Origin of the sequence: Streptomyces lancefieldiae (assembly GCF_031845825.1) — a bacterium.
In the GTDB taxonomy this organism is placed as follows: Bacteria; Actinomycetota; Actinomycetes; order Streptomycetales; family Streptomycetaceae; genus Streptomyces; species Streptomyces lancefieldiae.
Genome location: NZ_JAVRFH010000032.1, coordinates 44,603 through 59,456 on the forward strand (window position 1 = coordinate 44,603; position 14,854 = coordinate 59,456).

Genomic DNA, 14,854 nt, shown 5'->3' on the forward strand with positions numbered 1-14,854 from the left:
TCCCGGGCGCTCACCTGCGGCGGACGCCGGCCTCCTCGTCGTACGCGCCGAGGACGACCACGTCGAAGGCGGCGCCGGCGAACACCCTGACGGCGCGCAGGGCACCGAGCCGGTGCCGCCGGCTGCCGGCCAGGGGCGTGGCACCGGACGCGCGGCCGGGTGCCGGTGCGGGGAAGATGGTTGCTGCGCTCATGTCCTCATGGTGTGACCGCGACCCCCGTGCGGGCATCGGTCTGCGGGCCGAACCCACGGGCCCGTCCGCTACGACCGTGGAGGGAGCGCGTCCCCCAGAGCGGAGGACGTGATCCCCTAGGGGCCCCCTCGGGGTCGGGAGAAAACCACTGGCCCGCGCCTCCCGCGTTCCCCTAGAATCTCCGCTCTTGCCCGCCTCCCCACGGAGTGCCGCCGGCCGGACGGAAACCGGTCGGCCCACCGCGCACACCCGCGCCCACCCCATCGCAGGTCTCCCGGAGGCACCCCCTTGTCCACGCCCGTCCACGACGACCCCCTCTCCAAAGAGCGCTCGCACCTCGCGTCGTCCCGTTCCGCCCTGCGCGCCATGCGTGAGGACGTCGAGTCCCTCGACATCACCGACGTCACCGCGAACTGGGTCAACGCCGCTGTCCTGGAGCACCAGATCGAGCAGCGCATCAAGGCGCTCGCCGACCTCAGCGACACCCCGTTGTTCTTCGGCCGGCTCGACTACCTGCACGCCCCGGGGGCCGAGCAGGCGGAGGGCGGGGAAGGGGAGCGCTTCTACATCGGGCGCCGGCACGTGCACGACGCGGACGGCGACCCGATGGTGATCGACTGGCGGGCGCCGGTCTCGCAGCCGTTCTACCGGGCGTCGAAGAAGGACCCGATGGACATCGCGCTGCGCCGCCGCTTCGGGTACACCGGCGGGGAGCTCACGGCGTACGAGGACGAGCACCTGTCCGACCCCGGCGAGGCGGCGACCACCAGCAAGCTGCTCCAGCAGGAGATCGAGCGGCCCCGTGTCGGCCCGATGCGCGACATCGTGGCGACCATTCAGCCCGAGCAGGACGAGATCGTGCGCGCCGGGCTCGCCGGCTCGGTCTGTGTGCAGGGCGGCCCCGGGACCGGGAAGACCGCCGTCGGACTGCACCGGGTCGCCTTCCTCCTCTACGCCCACCGCGAGCGCCTCGCCCGCACCGGCACGCTCGTCATCGGGCCGAACAAGTCCTTCCTGCACTACATCGAGCAGGTGCTCCCGGCGCTCGGCGAGCTGACGGTCCACCAGGCCACCGTGGACGACCTGGTCGCGCACGTCGAGGTGCGCGGGGCGGACGACGCCACGGCGGCGGTGGTCAAGGGCGACGCGCGGATGGCGGAGGTACTGCGCAGGGCGCTCTACTCGCACGTCACCCTGCCCACCGAAGGGGTCGTCGTCGTACGCGGGTCACGCCGGTGGCGCGTGCCGGCGTACGAGCTGGAGGAGATCGTCCGCGAACTGCTCGCCCGCGACATCCGCTACGGTGCCGCCCGCGAGGCTCTCCCGCAGCGCGTCGCGCACGCCGTACTGGTGCAGATGGAGCGGGCGGGCGAGGCACCGGACGACCGGGTGCAGAACGCGGTGGCGCGCAACGCCGCGGTGAAGGCGTGGGTGAAGGCGGTCTGGCCGCAGGTCGACCCCGCGAAGCTCGTCCTGCGCCTCCTGTCGGACCCGGACTTCCTCGCCGAGCACGCCGAGGGCGTCCTCACCGAGGACGAGCGGAAGGCGGTGCTGTGGGTGAAGCCGGCCCGCTCGGTGAAGTCCGCCAGGTGGTCCCCCGCCGACGCCGTGCTGATCGACGAGGCCACCGACCTGATCGAGCGCACCCACTCCCTCGGGCACGTGGTCCTCGACGAGGCGCAGGACCTCTCCCCGATGCAGTACCGGGCGGTGGGCCGGCGCTGCTCCACGGGCTCGGCGACCGTCCTCGGCGACCTGGCGCAGGGCACCACGCCGTGGGCGACCCGGAGCTGGCGGGAGGCCCTGGACCACCTGGGCAAGGGCGAGGCCGTGGTCGAGGAGCTGACGGCCGGTTTCCGCGTGCCGACGGACGTCATCGAGTACGCCTCCCGGCTGCTGCCGCACATCGCGCCCGGTCTGACGCCGGTGGCGTCGATCCGCGAGAACCCGGGCTTCTTCGAGATCCGTACGGCCGAAGCCGGTACGGCCGACGTGGTGGCGGCGTGCCGCGAACTGCTGGAGCGCGAGGGCTCGGTCGGCCTGATCGTCGCCGACGCGCGGGTGCCGGAGCTGGCGGACGCCCTCGGGGCGGCGGGGATCGGCTTCATCGGACCGGGCGAGGAGACGACCCTCACCACCCGGCTGACCCTGGTCCCGGCCTCGCTGGCCAAGGGTCTGGAGTACGACTACGTGGTCCTGGACGAACCGCAGGCCGTGGTCGACGGCGAACCGGACGAGCGGACGGGTCTGCGCCGGCTGTACGTCTGCCTGACCCGAGCGGTGTCGGGGCTGATCGTGACGCACGGGACGGACCTGCCGCCGCAACTGGCCTAGCCGGCGCGGCCGCGGGCGGTCGGGCCTCCCCCGTGCCCGAACGCCCTGGGAAGTACTCCCAGGGCGGCACGGGTGGACGATGAAGGCCCCGCTCATGGGGCCCCCGCTCGGGCGAAGCCGAGCGTGGGGGAAGCACCCCGCAACGCCGGGCCGCGGCTGCGGGCAGTCGCGGCTCCCACAGTGCCCGAACGGCCAGGGAAGGACCCCCAGGGCGGCACGGGTGGACGATGAAGGCCCCGCTCATGGGGCCCCCGCTCGGGCGAAGCCGAGCGTGGGGGAGGCACCCCGCAACGCCGGGCCGCGCGCCCCGCCCCCGCGAGCGGTCACGCCGGTGACCGGACGAGCGACGCTCAGTCCCCCAGTACCCGCCGCCACTCCGCGACCGCTTCCGCCGACACCGGCCCGCTCCACCCGGCGGGCCTCGCCGCGCCGCCGATGTGGAAGCCGTCGATCCCCGCGTCCAGCAGCCCCGGCACATGGTCCAGCCGCAGCCCGCCGCCCACCAGCAACTGCTGCTCGTACCCCGGCTCTCCCCGCCGCCGCGCCTCGGCGAGCAGGACGGCCAGTCCCTCGTCCACCCCACCGGCCGCGCCGGCCGTCAGATAGGTGTCCAGGCCGGGAAAGTCCGCGAGCTGCTTGCGCAGGGCGTCCCGGTTCCCGGCGCGGTCGATCGCCCGGTGGAACGTCCACCGGCACCCGTCCAGCGCGCCGGCGACCCGCTCCACCGCCCCGAGGTCCACGTCACCGTGCGCGTCGAGGAACCCGAGCACGAACTCCGAGGCCCCGGCCTCCTCCCGCATCGTCCCGGCGACCCGCACCAGCCGTTCGACGTCCCCGGCCGCGAACCCGTCCGCGAGCCGCAGCATCACGCGTACGTCGATGTCGACGGCGGCGCGGATCGCGGCGACGGTCGCGGTCGACGGGGTGAGTCCGTCGGCCGCCATGTCGGTGACCAGTTCGAGGCGATCCGCGCCTCCGGCCTGGGCGGCGACCGCGTCCTCGACGTCGAGGGCGATCACCTCCAGGACTGCACGCTTGCTCATGGGACCCCATTCGTCGGCCTGCTACAGGTCTAGTCCAATCCAAGACTACGCCCAGACGGCGGGCCGGGGCTCCCCCGCGTCCCGGGACGCGCCCCCCACGGGAGGACCGCTCAGCCGCTCAGCCGCTCAGCCGCCGAAGAGGTTCAGCTCCTCCGGGCTCACCCCGGCCAGCTCGTATCCGGCCGCGCCGTCCAGGGGCCGGCCCGCGTACAGCCGTACGAGGGTCGCGGCGTCGCCGATGAACCGGCCCGGCGACCGCTCGCCGCTCACCTCGCCCAGCTTCAGGGGTTCGTCCCTGTCGTCGAGGTCGGCGTGGAGCGGCACGTGGCCGCGCTCGCGGGTGACCGTGCCGAGCAGCGCGAGCGCCTCCGGCAGCCCGCGCCCCGCGTACGCCCCCGGCTCGCCGAGGGCCACCCGCACATCCCCGGCGTGCACCCACTCGCCCAGCGCGAGCATGTCCAGGGCGCCGCCGGCCCGGTTGATCACCGGACCGGCCTCGGTCATGCCGCGCTCCAGCTCGTCGAGGACCCGGGCGTTCGTCCAGTCGGCGCGCTCGGCGATGTCGCGGTCGTTGGACTCGGGCGAGAAGACGCCCTCCTCGAAGCGGTTCTCCACCGTCCGCATCAGCGCGCTGGAGCAGTGCGCCAGCACGTCCCGCACGGTCCAGCCCGGACACGCGGCCATCGGCAGCGCGAAGTCCTCGTCCGGCCGGGAACGCAGCAGGGGCACCAGTTCGTCCCGCTCGGTGACCAGCAGCCGCCCGGGCAGCTCGGGGTCGCGTACGTCGTGCGTGTCAGCAGGAGTCGTCATGGGACCACGTTAGGGCCGGCACCGCCCCGCGGTCAGCGTCCCGGCAGGCGGTCCAGTTCGGCGGCGAAGAGGACGGCGGGGTCGAACTCCGTGCCCTCGAAGCGGCCCGCGTGTTCCGGGGACGGAACGCCGTGCGGCCGGGTCCAGAAGGTCAGGGCGCGACGGAGGGCCCCGGCGGAGGCCGCGTGGCCGTCCGCCCGCCGCCTCCCCGCTCCCGCTCGGCCGAGGACCCGGTCGTCGCGCGTGGCCCGCCCGCCCTTCCGCGTCCGCTGGGAGAATGCGCCCATGGCCGACCTCGACGCCCTGCGCTCCCGCTTCGCCCGTGCCCTCGACGCGACCAGGAACCCCGCACCCGGGCCGGACCCGGCGCCGTACGCCGACAACCTGCTCGCCCGCTGGCAGGAGCCCCAGCGCCACTACCACACGCTCACCCACCTGACCGCGGTCCTGGACCACGTCGACGTACTGGCTCAGTACGCGGACCACCCGGACGTCGTACGCCTCGCCGCCTGGTTCCACGACGCGGTCTACCTGCCCGAGCGGTCCGAGAACGAGGAGCGCTCGGCCCGTCTCGCCGAGCGCGCCCTGCCCGAGGCCGGGGTCCCGGCGGGCAGGACCGCCGAGGTGGCACGGCTCGTCCGCCTCACCGTCACCCACGCCCCGGCCGACGACGACCGCGACGGGCAGGTGCTGTGCGACGCGGACCTGGCGATCCTCGCCTCGCCCCCGTCGGCGTACGCGGCGTACACGGCGGCCGTCCGCGAGGAGTACCGCTTCGTGCCGAACGACGCCTTCCGCGAGGGCAGGGCCGCGGTGCTGCGCCAACTCCTGGGCCTGCCCCGCCTGTTCCACACCCCGCACGGGCGGCGGGAGTGGGAGGCGACGGCCCGCTACAACCTCCGCGGCGAGCTGGAAATGCTGTCGCTCCCGGACACCCCGGCGCCGTAGCCTGCCCGGCATGCGGACCATGGGTGGGGAACAGGTGGAAGAGGCCGTCGCGAGCGCCGTCGCGCTGCTGCGGACGGCGACGGACCGGGACTGGGAGGCGGCGCGGGCCGGCGGCCTGGAGTGGAGCTGCCGGTACACGGCGGAGCACATCGCGGGCGACCTCATCGCCTACGCGGGCCAGTTGGCCGGACGCGCCACCGAGGCCTACGTCCCCTTCGAGATCACCCTGGACGGCACCGACGACGGGTTGGACCCCGCCGACAACGAGGGCGTCCTCCAGGTGATCGAGACGACCGGCGCGCTGCTCGCCGCCGCCGTCCGCACCACCCCGCGCGAGGTCCGCGCCTTCCACCCGTACCCCTTCCGCAGCGCGAACCGCGAGGGCTTCGCCGCCATGGGGATCACCGAGGTGCTGGCGCACACGCACGACATCGCCGAAGGCCTGGGCCTGACCTACGAGCCGCCCGCCGGACTGTGCGAGGACGTCCTCACCCGGATCTTCCCGCACGTCCAGCCCGGCGCCGACCCCTGGCGCACCCTGCTGTGGGCCACCGGCCGGGGCGAACTGCCCGGGCGCGCCCCGGTCACCGAGTGGCGCTGGCGCAACAACCTCGTGATCCCGGCCGAGCGGCTCACCCTCCAGGGGGTCACGCCCGCCGCGGCCACCGACCTGGCGGCGGGCGGCGACGGTGGGTTCGCGTGGGTCGACGGCGGGCCGTTCCAGGGCACCCGGGACGCCGCCGGGATGCTGCTGAAGGCGTACGAGGCGGGCGTGCACCGGCCGGAGTGGGGCGTGTTCACACTCGTGCGGAAGGAGGACGGGCGGGCGGTCGGCGGCATGGGCTTCCACGGCGCGCCCGACGAGGACGGCCGGGTGGAGATCGGCTACGACCTCGCCGAGGCCGCCCGCGGACACGGTTACGCCACCGAGGGCCTGCGCACGCTGTCCGCGTGGGCGCTCGCCCGCGAGGAGGTGACGTCCGTGTTCGCCACGACCGAGCCGGACAACACCGCGTCGCAGGCCGTCATCGCCCGCGCCGGTTTCACCCGGGTCGCCGGGGAGGACACCGAGGCCGCCGAGGACACCGCGCAGTTCGCCTACGAGCTGCGCGGCTGAGCGGAGCCCTTGCGCCGGCGCAGCCCCGCACCGTGCAGCAGCCGCACCACCTCACGGCTGCTGACCTGAAGGGCACCGGCGCGGACGGCGTCGGCGTACCGCTGGGCGGGGAGGTCGTAGTGGTCGCGCTCGAAGGCGCGGCGCGGCACGCCCAGCCGCTCGGCGAACGCGTGCAGTTCGGCGTAGGAGACGTCGCTGACGAGGTGGGACCACATGCGGCCGTGACCCGGCCAGGTCGGCGGATCGATGTAGACGGTCACCGGGCGGCCCTGGTCACGAGGACTGCGCGTCGCCGGTGGCCGCGCCCAGCGTGCCGACCGCCGCGACCTTCACCCCCGCCTTGCCGCACACCCAGTGCGGGTCGGGGCCGAGTTCCGGCTCGACGTCCAGCGCGTGCGGGTCGCCGGAGCCGCACACCGGGCACAGCGGCCAGCGGCCGTACCGCTCCAGCAGGGCGTCCTGCACGTCCTGCGCGACCAACCCGGCCACGAACTCCGCGCCCTCGGGCCACTGCTCGACCCACCAGCGCCGCTGCACGACGGACTCCTCGACCAGCGACACCACGTCCGGCTCGGCGACCTCGCCCGCCACCAGGTCGGCGAGCACGAGGGCGCGCGCGGCGTGCAACGCCTGCTCCAGGGGGCTGATGGGGTCCATGCACCCATTGTGCGCACTCTTGACCCACGAACCGAAACGAAAATATCTTTCATGAGTGACCGATGAAGTGAAGGAAACTTTCGCAGGCTCGGGCGGCACCAGGGCCTCGCTTCCCGCGCCCGCCGCCCTCGCCGCCAAGGTGCGCACGCTGGCGCCGTCGATGACCCGTTCCATGCAGCGGGTCGCCGAGGCCGTCGCGGACGACCCGGCCGGCTGCGCGGCCCTCACGGTCACCGGCCTCGCCGAGCTCACCGGCACCAGCGAGGCGACCGTCGTGCGCACCGCCCGGCTGCTCGGCTACCCCGGCTACCGCGATCTGCGCCTCGCGCTCGCCGGACTCGCCGCGCAGCAGCAGTCCGGCCGCGCGCCCGCGATCACGACCGACATCGCGGTCGACGACCCGATCGCCGACGTCGTCGCCAAGCTGGCCTACGACGAGCAGCAGACCCTTGCCGACACCGCCGCCGGCCTGGACACCGTCCAGCTCGGCGCGGCCGTCGCCGCGCTCGCCACCGCCCGCCGCACCGACGTGTACGGCATCGGCGCCTCCGGGCTGGTCGCCCAGGACCTCACCCAGAAGCTCCTGCGCATAGGGCTCATAGCCCACGCCCCCAGCGACCCGCACCTCGCCGTCACCAACGCGGTGCAGTTGCGCGCCGGGGACGTCGCCCTCGCGATCACGCACTCCGGGTCGACGGGGGACGTCATCGAACCGCTGCGGGTCGCCTTCGAACGCGGCGCGACGACCGTCGCCATCACCGGCCGCCCCGACAGCCCCGTCACGCAGTACGCCGACCACGTGCTGACCACGTCCACGTCGCGGGAGAGCGAGCTGCGGCCGGCGGCGATGTCGTCGCGGACGAGTCAGCTGCTGGTCGTGGACTGCCTGTTCGTGGGGGTGGCGCAGCGGACGTACGAGTCGGCGGCGCCGGCTCTGGCGGCTTCCTACGAGGCGTTGGCGCACCGGCATGGATCGCGCGGTAGACCGTAGGGGTTGTTCGCCGTACGCGACTGCGAGTCCGTTGTGGCTGGTCGCGCAGTTCCCCGCGCCCCTGGGTAAGTGCAGGCACCGAAGTGGAGAAGAGCCGCCCTCATGACCTCAACCCCCCATCACCCCGACCTCCGCTCCCAGTTGGAGACCCTGACCACCGAGGCGTTCCGGCCCGAGCTGGCCGAGATCGACCGGATGGCCACCCTCGACATCGCGCGGCTGATGAACGGCGAGGACACCGCCGTGCCCGCCGCCGTCGCCCAGCGGCTGCCCGAGATCGCCGCCGCCATCGACGCCGTGGCCGCCCGCATGACGCGCGGCGGCCGGCTGGTCTACGCGGGCGCCGGCACGGCGGGCCGGCTCGGCGTGCTGGACGCCTCGGAGTGCCCGCCCACCTTCAACACCTCCCCCGGGCAGGTCGTCGGCCTCATCGCGGGCGGCCCGGACGCCATGGTCACCTCCGTGGAGGGCGCCGAGGACTCGGCCGACCTGGCCCGCGCGGACCTGGACGCCCTCGCCCTCACCCCCGACGACACGGTGGTCGGCGTCTCCGCCTCCGGGCGCACGCCGTACGCCGTCGGCGCCGTCGAGCACGCCCGCGCGCTCGGCGCGCTGACCATCGGCCTGGCCTGCAACCCGGGCAGCGCCCTGGCCGCCGCCGCCGAGCACGGCATCGAGGTCGTCACCGGCCCCGAACTGATCACCGGCTCCACCCGCCTGAAGGCCGGCACGGCGCAGAAGCTGGTCCTGAACATGCTGTCGACGATCACGATGATCCGGCTCGGCAAGACCTACGGGAACCTGATGGTGGACGTCCGCGCCTCCAACGAGAAGCTGCGCGCCCGCTCCCGCCGTATCGTCGCGCTCGCCACCGGGGCCGCCGACGACGAGATCGAGCGCGCCCTGACCGCCACCGGCGGCGAGGCCAAGAACGCCATCCTGGCCCTGCTGGCCGGCGTGGACGGCCCCACGGCCGCCCGTCTTCTGGCGGGCTCCGGCGGCCACCTGCGCGCGGCGCTGGCGGCGGCGGACGGCTGACCGCACACCCGGGGCCGTCAGCACCGTCGGCACCGTCGGCGCGGTGTGCGACTCTGGGGAGCATGAACCACGCCCAGCTGACCGCCCTGGGCCGCGCCCTGCGTCTCCTCGGTGAGCACGGCGAGGCCCTGACCACCGACACGCCGGAGGCCAAGCTGCACGAGGTCCGCGCGGACCTGAAGCGTGCGCTGGACCAGTTGGAGGAGGGCGTCACGACGGCGGCCCCCAGCACCCGCTGCCCCGAGCATCCGAACGGCCCGGTCGACAAGGCCGCCCCCGACCTGTGCCTCCTGTGCGAGACCCGGCGCCGCGCCGCCCGCCGCGCCGAGTACAACGGCGGCCCCGTCCCGGCCCGGCCCACCGAGCCGGTCCCGTCCCGGTACGGGGTGCGCGGTGACCGGCCGCAGCCCCAGCAGCGCTGGCTGCCCGAGCTGTGGAACGGGCAGGCGTGGCAGCTGTGCGGCACCCCGCGCCGCGACCGCCGCGAGGCCGAGCTGTACATCGCGGCCCAACTGCGCGGCCCGCGCGCGGCCATGGCGTACCGGCTCGTCCACGAGTTCACCGACTACGAGGTGCTGCGGGTGTGGGGGACGCCGGTACGGGTGGACATCGAGCCGATGGGCGGCCTCTGAGCCACCGGGTCAGATCTGGTTCTCGCCGCCGTCGACGTACCAGTTGGCGCCGAGGACGAAGCTGCTCTGCCCGGAGGCGAGGAAGGCCACCACCGCGGCGACCTCCTCGGGGCGCCCCATCCGCCCGATCGCGGTGTCCGCGGTGACCTTCGCCCGGCCGGCGGACGCGTTCTCCCCGCCGAAGAGGTCCGTGATCCCGGGGGTGTCGACCGGGCCCGGGGAAACGGCGTTGACCCGGATGCCACGGCCCTTGAGCTCGTTGGCCCAGCCCCGCGCGAAGGACCGGACGGCGGCCTTGGAGGCGGCGTACAGACTGAACGCCTCGGCACCGTTGTCGCCGGCGGTCGAGGCGTTCAGTATCACCGACGCACCGTCATTGAGCAGTGGCAACGCCTTCTGCACGGTGAAGAGCGTGCCCCGCACGTTGACGCCGAAGATCTGGTCGATGTGCTCCTCGGTGATCTGCTCCAGCGGCGCGAGCAAGGCGGTCCCCGCGTTGGCGAAGACCACGTCCAGCCCCTTCCCCCGAGCGCGGACCGCGTCGTAGAGCCGGTCCAGGTCGGCCAGGTCCGTGACGTCCCCGGCCACCGCCGTGACCCTCGCCGAACCGATGGTCTCCACAGCCGCGTCCAGCTCGGCCTTGCGCCGGCCGGTGATGAACACGTGCGCACCCTCGTCCGCCAGCCGTACGGCGGAGGCGAGGCCGATCCCGGTACCGCCGCCGGTGACGACGGCGGTCTTGCCTTCCAGCTGTCCCATGACGCATGACCTCCACAGAGAATTCGGTACCGATCGGTACTGAAAAGGACCGTAGCACATCTGCACCGGTCGGTACCGAAGGCGTAGACTGGGGTCATGGAGACGCGACAGAAGGGGACGATCGGCCGGCCGAGGGGCTTCGACGCCGACGAGGCCCTCGAACAGGCCATGCGGGTCTTCTGGAGGCAGGGCTATGAGGCCGCCAGCCTCACTGACCTCACCAACGCCATGGGCATCACCCGCACCAGCATGTACGCGGCCTTCGGCAACAAGGAGGACCTGTTCCGCAAGGCCCTGGAACGCTACGAGGAGGGCCCCGCCGCATACGTCGCCCGGGCCCTGGAGGAGCCGACCGCCCGTGAGGTGGCCACCGCGTTCCTGAACGGGGCCGTCCGCACCAGCACGCGCCCCGACTGCCCGCCCGGATGCCTGGGCGTCCAGGGCTCCCTCGCCGCCGGCGACACGGGACTCCCCGTCCGGGACCTGCTCGCCGACTGGCGCAACGAGGGCGTCTCCCGCCTCCGCGACCGGTTCCGGCAAGCCGTCGACGACGGCGACCTGCCCTCCGGCGCCGACCCCGTGGACCTCGCCCGCTACCTGATGACCGTCGCCAACGGCATCGCCGTCCAGGCCGCCGGCGGCGCCGGCCCGGAAGACCTCCAGCGGGTGGCCGACATGGCCCTGCGGGGCTGGCCGCCCGCCTGACGACGAGGCACGGCGCCCTCTACGGCCGCACGCTCTCGTGGTTGGTGCGGCGCAGCCGGGCGCGCATCACCTCCTCCGGCGGCGCGTCCGCCACCGACGCCCTCGGGCAGTCCCACTCCCGGCCACCGCCGACCGGCCGCAACCGCACGCTGCCGCCGGCGTGCCCCATGACCTCCCCCACGCGCCCGTCCCTCACGTCCACGGCGTGCGTCCCGATCGCCGGCCGCTCACCCCGCACCACCGACGCCAGCCGCTCGGCGACCCGGACGTTGCAACGCCCCAGCTCGACCAGGGCGAACGGCTCCTCGCTGGCGCCGGTCACCGGATCGACGCACAGGGACGGCAGCACGACACCGGCGTCCACCAGGGCCTGACGCAGGGACTCGACGACTTCTTCGGTCGACCGCACCCTTCCTCACCTCCACGCTGAGTTTCCGATTCGCTACACAGCGTGTCTGCCCCGCCTCTAACCTGGCCATACAAGGCGCACCAACAACCGCTGCTGTACGACCCGGAGTTTCGTTGCCATGCCTGGACCGAAAGACCTCGACCCGTCGTCGTCCCCCCGCGCCTTGCTGGGCGCCGAGTTGCGCCACGCCCGCGAGAAGGCCGGACTGAGCCAGGAAGAGCTGGGCGGACGGTTGTTCGTCAGCGGCTCGTTCATCGGACAGCTCGAGTCGGGTACGCGCAGGATGCAGCCGGAGTACGCGCGGCTGCTGGACGAGGCGCTGGGGACGGAGGACTTCTTCCAACGGAACTGCGTGGCCTCGGCGAAGTCGAAGTATCCCGAGCATTTCGCCGAGGCGGCGGAGGCGGAGGCCGTCGCTACGACGATCAGGCATTACCTGCCTCTCCTCATCCCCGGCCTCTTGCAGACCCCGGCCTACGCCGAGGCCCTGTTCCGCACCTATCGGCCCGTGGCATCCGACTCCGAGATCGAACAGTTGGTTGCCACCCGCATGGAGCGGGCCCGTCTACTGGACGGTCCAACACCCCCGCTGTTGTGGGTGGTGCTTGACGAGGCCGCGCTCCGTCGACCAGTAGGTGGAGCAGCAGCCATGGCTGCAACCCTCCGCCACGTGGCGGACTTGGCGGGCCGCCGCCGGATCATCGCGCAGGTACTGCCGTTCAGCGCCGGAACCCATGCTGCGATGGGCGGCTCCCTGAAGCTCATGGAGTTCGCCGACGCTGCCCCGCTCTGCTTCGTCGAGGGGCTGGACATGGGAAACCTGCTGGACGATCCGGCCACGGTCGCCCGTCACACACTGACGTTCAGCCTCCTCCAGGCCACTGCTCTCTCACCACCTGACTCCCTGGATCTGATCCTGTCGGTGGCACAGACTTACGAGCATGACGAGCATCCCTGAGGCCGATCTCAGTACCGCCGCTTGGCACAAGTCCAGCTACAGCGCAGGCGACGGCGGCGACTGCCTCGAAGTCGCCGCCGGGAACCCGACCACCGTCCCCGTCCGCGACTCCAAGAACCCCCACGGCCCGAAACTCCTCTTCCGGGCCGACTCCTGGGCGGTCTTCGTCAACGGCCTCAAGGCCTCCTCGACTTCCACGTGACCGCCGGGGCCGCCAGGCCGTAGACGAGGAGGAGGCCGCCGACCAGATAGTCGTCCGACGCCTCTTCCTCCTGGGCCTTCTTCTGCTGGTCGTACGTCCGGGTGCCCGCCGACCGGCCGTCGGCGAAGTCGTAGAGGTCGCACGTCTCGCCCGGCTTCATCACACCGGACCTCTCGGCGTCGCCGTACTCCTTGATGATGCCGTCGCAGCGCGGCGTGCCGTCCGCGGTCGCCGCCCTGACGACGATGACCGCGCCGACGACCGCGGGCACGAGGAGGAAGAGGGCCAGGGCGAGGCCTCGACGCGTCACGCCCCGGGCCTCAGCAAGGGCAGCGCCGCGAACTCGTGGCCCTCCCACAACCGCCGCGACGCCTCTTCCGGGTACGGCGCGACGACCGGCTCGGCGTCCAGGACCTGCACCAGGCGCCGTTCCGTGTCGTACGCGGGCCAGCCGGGGTCGCCCGTGCGCGCGAAGGACGTCCACGCGGCCCGGAACCGGGAGGACAGGGCCAGCGCCTGCGGGGACGGCTCCGCACCGGCGAAGAGGAGGGCGCCGAGGTCGGCCTGGTAGGTGCCGAAGAGGAGGGGGAGGTCCAGGGCGTGGCAGGCGCCGAGGGCGCCGCCGTTGCCCGGGGCCGGCCAGGTCAGCTCGTAGGCGTGGGACCGGCCGCCGCCCGCGAGGTGGGCCTCGGCCAGGTGCAGGGACGGCATGGCGAACAGCCAGTCGGTCTGGACGCGTTCGTACAGCTCACCGGGGGACGCCCCGGGGAAGGCGGCACGGTAGGCCCGCTCGCCGTCCGGGCCGGGCCCGAAGAGGCGCAGGGCCGACGTGGCACGCTCGTCCGTGATCTGGCCCAACTGGCCGGCCATGGCAACGAAGAGGCGGAACTCGTCGCGGTTGTGGCCGACGACCAGGTCCACGTCGCGGGACGCGCCGGACGCGAGCGCCTGCCAGGGCGTGACCGGCAGGATCTCGCCGTCCACGACCGGCGCGTACGGGGTGACCGTCGGCGCGGCCCGGCCCCAGCGGTCGACGTACCGGGGCATCTTCGCGGACAGGGTCTGGCCCGCCTTGACGAGCTGGTCCGGGGCCACGTCCGACAGGTCGGCGACGGTCGGGCGCAGGCCGGCCTCGGCGGCGAGGGCGGTGCCGATGTCCCGGGCGAGTTCGTCCGAGAAGAACGTGCCCGGCACGCTCTGGGCGATGGCCCGCCGGAACAGCCCGGCCGCGCGGTCCATGGCCAGCAGGGAGGCGATCGAGCCGGCGCCCGCCGACTCGCCGAAGACGGTGACCTGGTCCGGGTCGCCGCCGAACGCCGCGATGTTGTCCCGCACCCACTCCAGCGCGGCCACCTGGTCGAGCAGGCCCCGGTTGGCGGGGGCGCCCTCGATGCGGGCGAAACCCTCCATGCCGACGCGGTAGTTGAAGGTGACGACGACGAGGTCGCCGTCCTCGGCGATGCGACGGGCGTCGTAGCCGGGGCTGCCCGCGTGGCCGAGCTTGTAGGCACCGCCGTAGATCCACACCATCACGGGGCGGCGGGCGGCCGGGTCGGGCGCGGGGGTCCAGACGTTGGCCGTCAGCCAGTCGTCGCCCACGGGGGCGTCGAGTACGCCGGTGGTGCCCGCGATGCCCAGGTCCTGCGGGGGCGGCGGGCCGAAGGCGTGGGCCTCGCGCACGCCGTCCCAGGCGCGGACGGGACGCGGGGCGGCGAACCGGGCCGGGCCCACCGGCGGTTCGGCGAACGGGATGCCGCGGAAGACGGTCAGACCGTCCTCGGTCCGTCCGCGTACCGCACCGGCAACGGTGCGCACCACGGGTTCGGTCGTGCTCATCGATCACTCCTCGCTGGTTGCCGCTGGACGTACACCAGTTGGTGATCTGTGGACCCTACGCCGTGGTGCGCACCGCGCTCGGCCGAGGGTCCGCGGCGACGCCTCGCCGTACGGGGCGAGCGCGTCGAATCGGCCGGCGAGGACCATGGGAAACGCCCGAGGGCGGCACCCCCTGCCGGACCAGCCGGAACAGGAAGTGCCGCCCTCGGAACGAAAGGACAG

General features: G+C 73.7%; 19 protein-coding genes. 9 read left to right on the forward strand and 10 right to left on the reverse strand.

Features of this window, described 5'->3' with window-relative positions; all coding sequences use genetic code 11:
* Positions 1-10: 10 nt before the first annotated feature.
* Positions 11-193 (reverse strand): hypothetical protein, encoded by a 183-nt coding sequence (locus tag RM812_RS26770; RefSeq protein WP_311577102.1) that lies wholly within the window; start codon positions 191-193, stop codon positions 11-13.
* A gap of 288 nt (positions 194-481) precedes the next feature.
* Here RM812_RS26770 and RM812_RS26775 point away from each other — a divergent pair, with 288 nt between their 5' ends.
* Positions 482-2,527 carry a HelD family protein gene (locus RM812_RS26775; RefSeq protein ID WP_311577105.1) on the forward strand — a complete coding sequence of 682 codons (2,046 nt, stop codon included), beginning with the start codon at positions 482-484 and terminating at the stop codon, positions 2,525-2,527.
* A gap of 350 nt (positions 2,528-2,877) precedes the next feature.
* On the opposite strand, the gene RM812_RS26780 is transcribed toward RM812_RS26775, so the two are convergent.
* The 3 genes from RM812_RS26780 to RM812_RS43105 form a co-directional block, all read right to left on the reverse strand.
* Positions 2,878-3,570: a copper homeostasis protein CutC gene (locus RM812_RS26780; protein WP_311577107.1), complete on the reverse strand. Its 693-nt coding sequence runs from the start codon at positions 3,568-3,570 to the stop codon at positions 2,878-2,880.
* A gap of 126 nt (positions 3,571-3,696) precedes the next feature.
* A complete protein-coding gene (locus RM812_RS26785) occupies positions 3,697-4,380 on the reverse strand; it encodes a maleylpyruvate isomerase family mycothiol-dependent enzyme (RefSeq protein WP_311577110.1) in 684 nt (227 codons plus the stop codon).
* A 32-nt stretch (positions 4,381-4,412) separates the two neighbouring features.
* Positions 4,413-4,667, reverse strand: coding sequence for a hypothetical protein (locus tag RM812_RS43105; RefSeq protein WP_394816521.1), 255 nt, complete (start codon positions 4,665-4,667; stop codon positions 4,413-4,415).
* Here RM812_RS43105 and RM812_RS26795 point away from each other — a divergent pair.
* Both RM812_RS26795 and RM812_RS26800 read left to right on the forward strand, forming a co-directional pair.
* A complete protein-coding gene (locus RM812_RS26795) occupies positions 4,666-5,328 on the forward strand; it encodes an HD domain-containing protein (protein WP_311577113.1) in 663 nt (220 codons plus the stop codon). The genes RM812_RS43105 and RM812_RS26795 overlap by 2 nt on opposite strands.
* Positions 5,329-5,338: 10 nt before the next feature.
* The gene (locus RM812_RS26800) at positions 5,339-6,445 is read left to right on the forward strand and encodes a GNAT family N-acetyltransferase (protein ID WP_311577116.1); all 1,107 of its coding nucleotides are present in this window, start codon (positions 5,339-5,341) and stop codon (positions 6,443-6,445) included.
* Here RM812_RS26800 and RM812_RS26805 read toward each other — a convergent pair.
* On the reverse strand, positions 6,427-6,705 hold the full coding sequence (locus RM812_RS26805) for a DUF4031 domain-containing protein (protein WP_311577119.1): 279 nt from the start codon (positions 6,703-6,705) through the stop codon (positions 6,427-6,429). The genes RM812_RS26800 and RM812_RS26805 overlap by 19 nt on opposite strands.
* 13 nt (positions 6,706-6,718) lie before the next feature.
* Positions 6,719-7,102: a hypothetical protein gene (locus RM812_RS26810; RefSeq protein WP_311577122.1), complete on the reverse strand. Its 384-nt coding sequence runs from the start codon at positions 7,100-7,102 to the stop codon at positions 6,719-6,721.
* A 55-nt stretch (positions 7,103-7,157) separates the two neighbouring features.
* Between RM812_RS26810 and RM812_RS26815 the strand changes: the two genes are divergently transcribed.
* The 3 genes from RM812_RS26815 to RM812_RS26825 all read left to right on the forward strand — a co-directional run bounded on the left by RM812_RS26815 (position 7,158) and on the right by RM812_RS26825 (position 9,763).
* Positions 7,158-8,093, forward strand: coding sequence for a MurR/RpiR family transcriptional regulator (locus tag RM812_RS26815; protein WP_311577125.1), 936 nt, complete (start codon positions 7,158-7,160; stop codon positions 8,091-8,093).
* Positions 8,094-8,195: 102 nt separating this feature from the next.
* Positions 8,196-9,131: an N-acetylmuramic acid 6-phosphate etherase gene (gene murQ, locus RM812_RS26820; RefSeq protein ID WP_311577128.1), complete on the forward strand. Its 936-nt coding sequence runs from the start codon at positions 8,196-8,198 to the stop codon at positions 9,129-9,131.
* A 62-nt stretch (positions 9,132-9,193) separates the two neighbouring features.
* Positions 9,194-9,763 (forward strand): hypothetical protein, encoded by a 570-nt coding sequence (locus RM812_RS26825; protein ID WP_311577131.1) that lies wholly within the window; start codon positions 9,194-9,196, stop codon positions 9,761-9,763.
* Positions 9,764-9,772: 9 nt separating this feature from the next.
* Here RM812_RS26825 and RM812_RS26830 read toward each other — a convergent pair whose 3' ends face one another.
* A complete protein-coding gene (locus RM812_RS26830) occupies positions 9,773-10,522 on the reverse strand; it encodes an SDR family NAD(P)-dependent oxidoreductase (protein WP_311577134.1) in 750 nt (249 codons plus the stop codon).
* 96 nt (positions 10,523-10,618) lie between these two features.
* On the opposite strand from RM812_RS26830, the gene RM812_RS26835 reads away from it, so the two are divergent.
* Positions 10,619-11,227 carry a TetR/AcrR family transcriptional regulator gene (locus tag RM812_RS26835; RefSeq protein WP_311577137.1) on the forward strand — a complete coding sequence of 203 codons (609 nt, stop codon included), beginning with the start codon at positions 10,619-10,621 and terminating at the stop codon, positions 11,225-11,227.
* Positions 11,228-11,246: 19 nt separating this feature from the next.
* Here RM812_RS26835 and RM812_RS26840 read toward each other — a convergent pair whose 3' ends face one another.
* Positions 11,247-11,636, reverse strand: coding sequence for a hypothetical protein (locus RM812_RS26840; RefSeq protein WP_311577140.1), 390 nt, complete (start codon positions 11,634-11,636; stop codon positions 11,247-11,249).
* 118 nt (positions 11,637-11,754) lie between these two features.
* Between RM812_RS26840 and RM812_RS26845 the strand changes: the two genes are divergently transcribed.
* Both RM812_RS26845 and RM812_RS26850 read left to right on the forward strand, forming a co-directional pair.
* Positions 11,755-12,594: a helix-turn-helix domain-containing protein gene (locus tag RM812_RS26845; RefSeq protein ID WP_311577143.1), complete on the forward strand. Its 840-nt coding sequence runs from the start codon at positions 11,755-11,757 to the stop codon at positions 12,592-12,594.
* Positions 12,578-12,796: a DUF397 domain-containing protein gene (locus tag RM812_RS26850; RefSeq protein ID WP_311577146.1), complete on the forward strand. Its 219-nt coding sequence runs from the start codon at positions 12,578-12,580 to the stop codon at positions 12,794-12,796. Before RM812_RS26845 ends, RM812_RS26850 begins: the two co-directional genes overlap by 17 nt.
* On the opposite strand, the gene RM812_RS26855 is transcribed toward RM812_RS26850, so the two are convergent.
* Both RM812_RS26855 and RM812_RS26860 read right to left on the reverse strand, forming a co-directional pair.
* The gene (locus tag RM812_RS26855; protein ID WP_311577149.1) at positions 12,771-13,106 is read right to left on the reverse strand and encodes a hypothetical protein; all 336 of its coding nucleotides are present in this window, start codon (positions 13,104-13,106) and stop codon (positions 12,771-12,773) included. The two genes, RM812_RS26850 and RM812_RS26855, sit on opposite strands and share 26 nt — an antisense overlap.
* Positions 13,103-14,632, reverse strand: a complete 1,530-nt coding sequence (locus RM812_RS26860; RefSeq protein ID WP_311577151.1) for a carboxylesterase/lipase family protein — start codon at positions 14,630-14,632, stop codon at positions 13,103-13,105. The genes RM812_RS26855 and RM812_RS26860 overlap by 4 nt, the downstream gene beginning before the upstream one ends.
* Positions 14,633-14,854 lie beyond the last annotated feature (222 nt).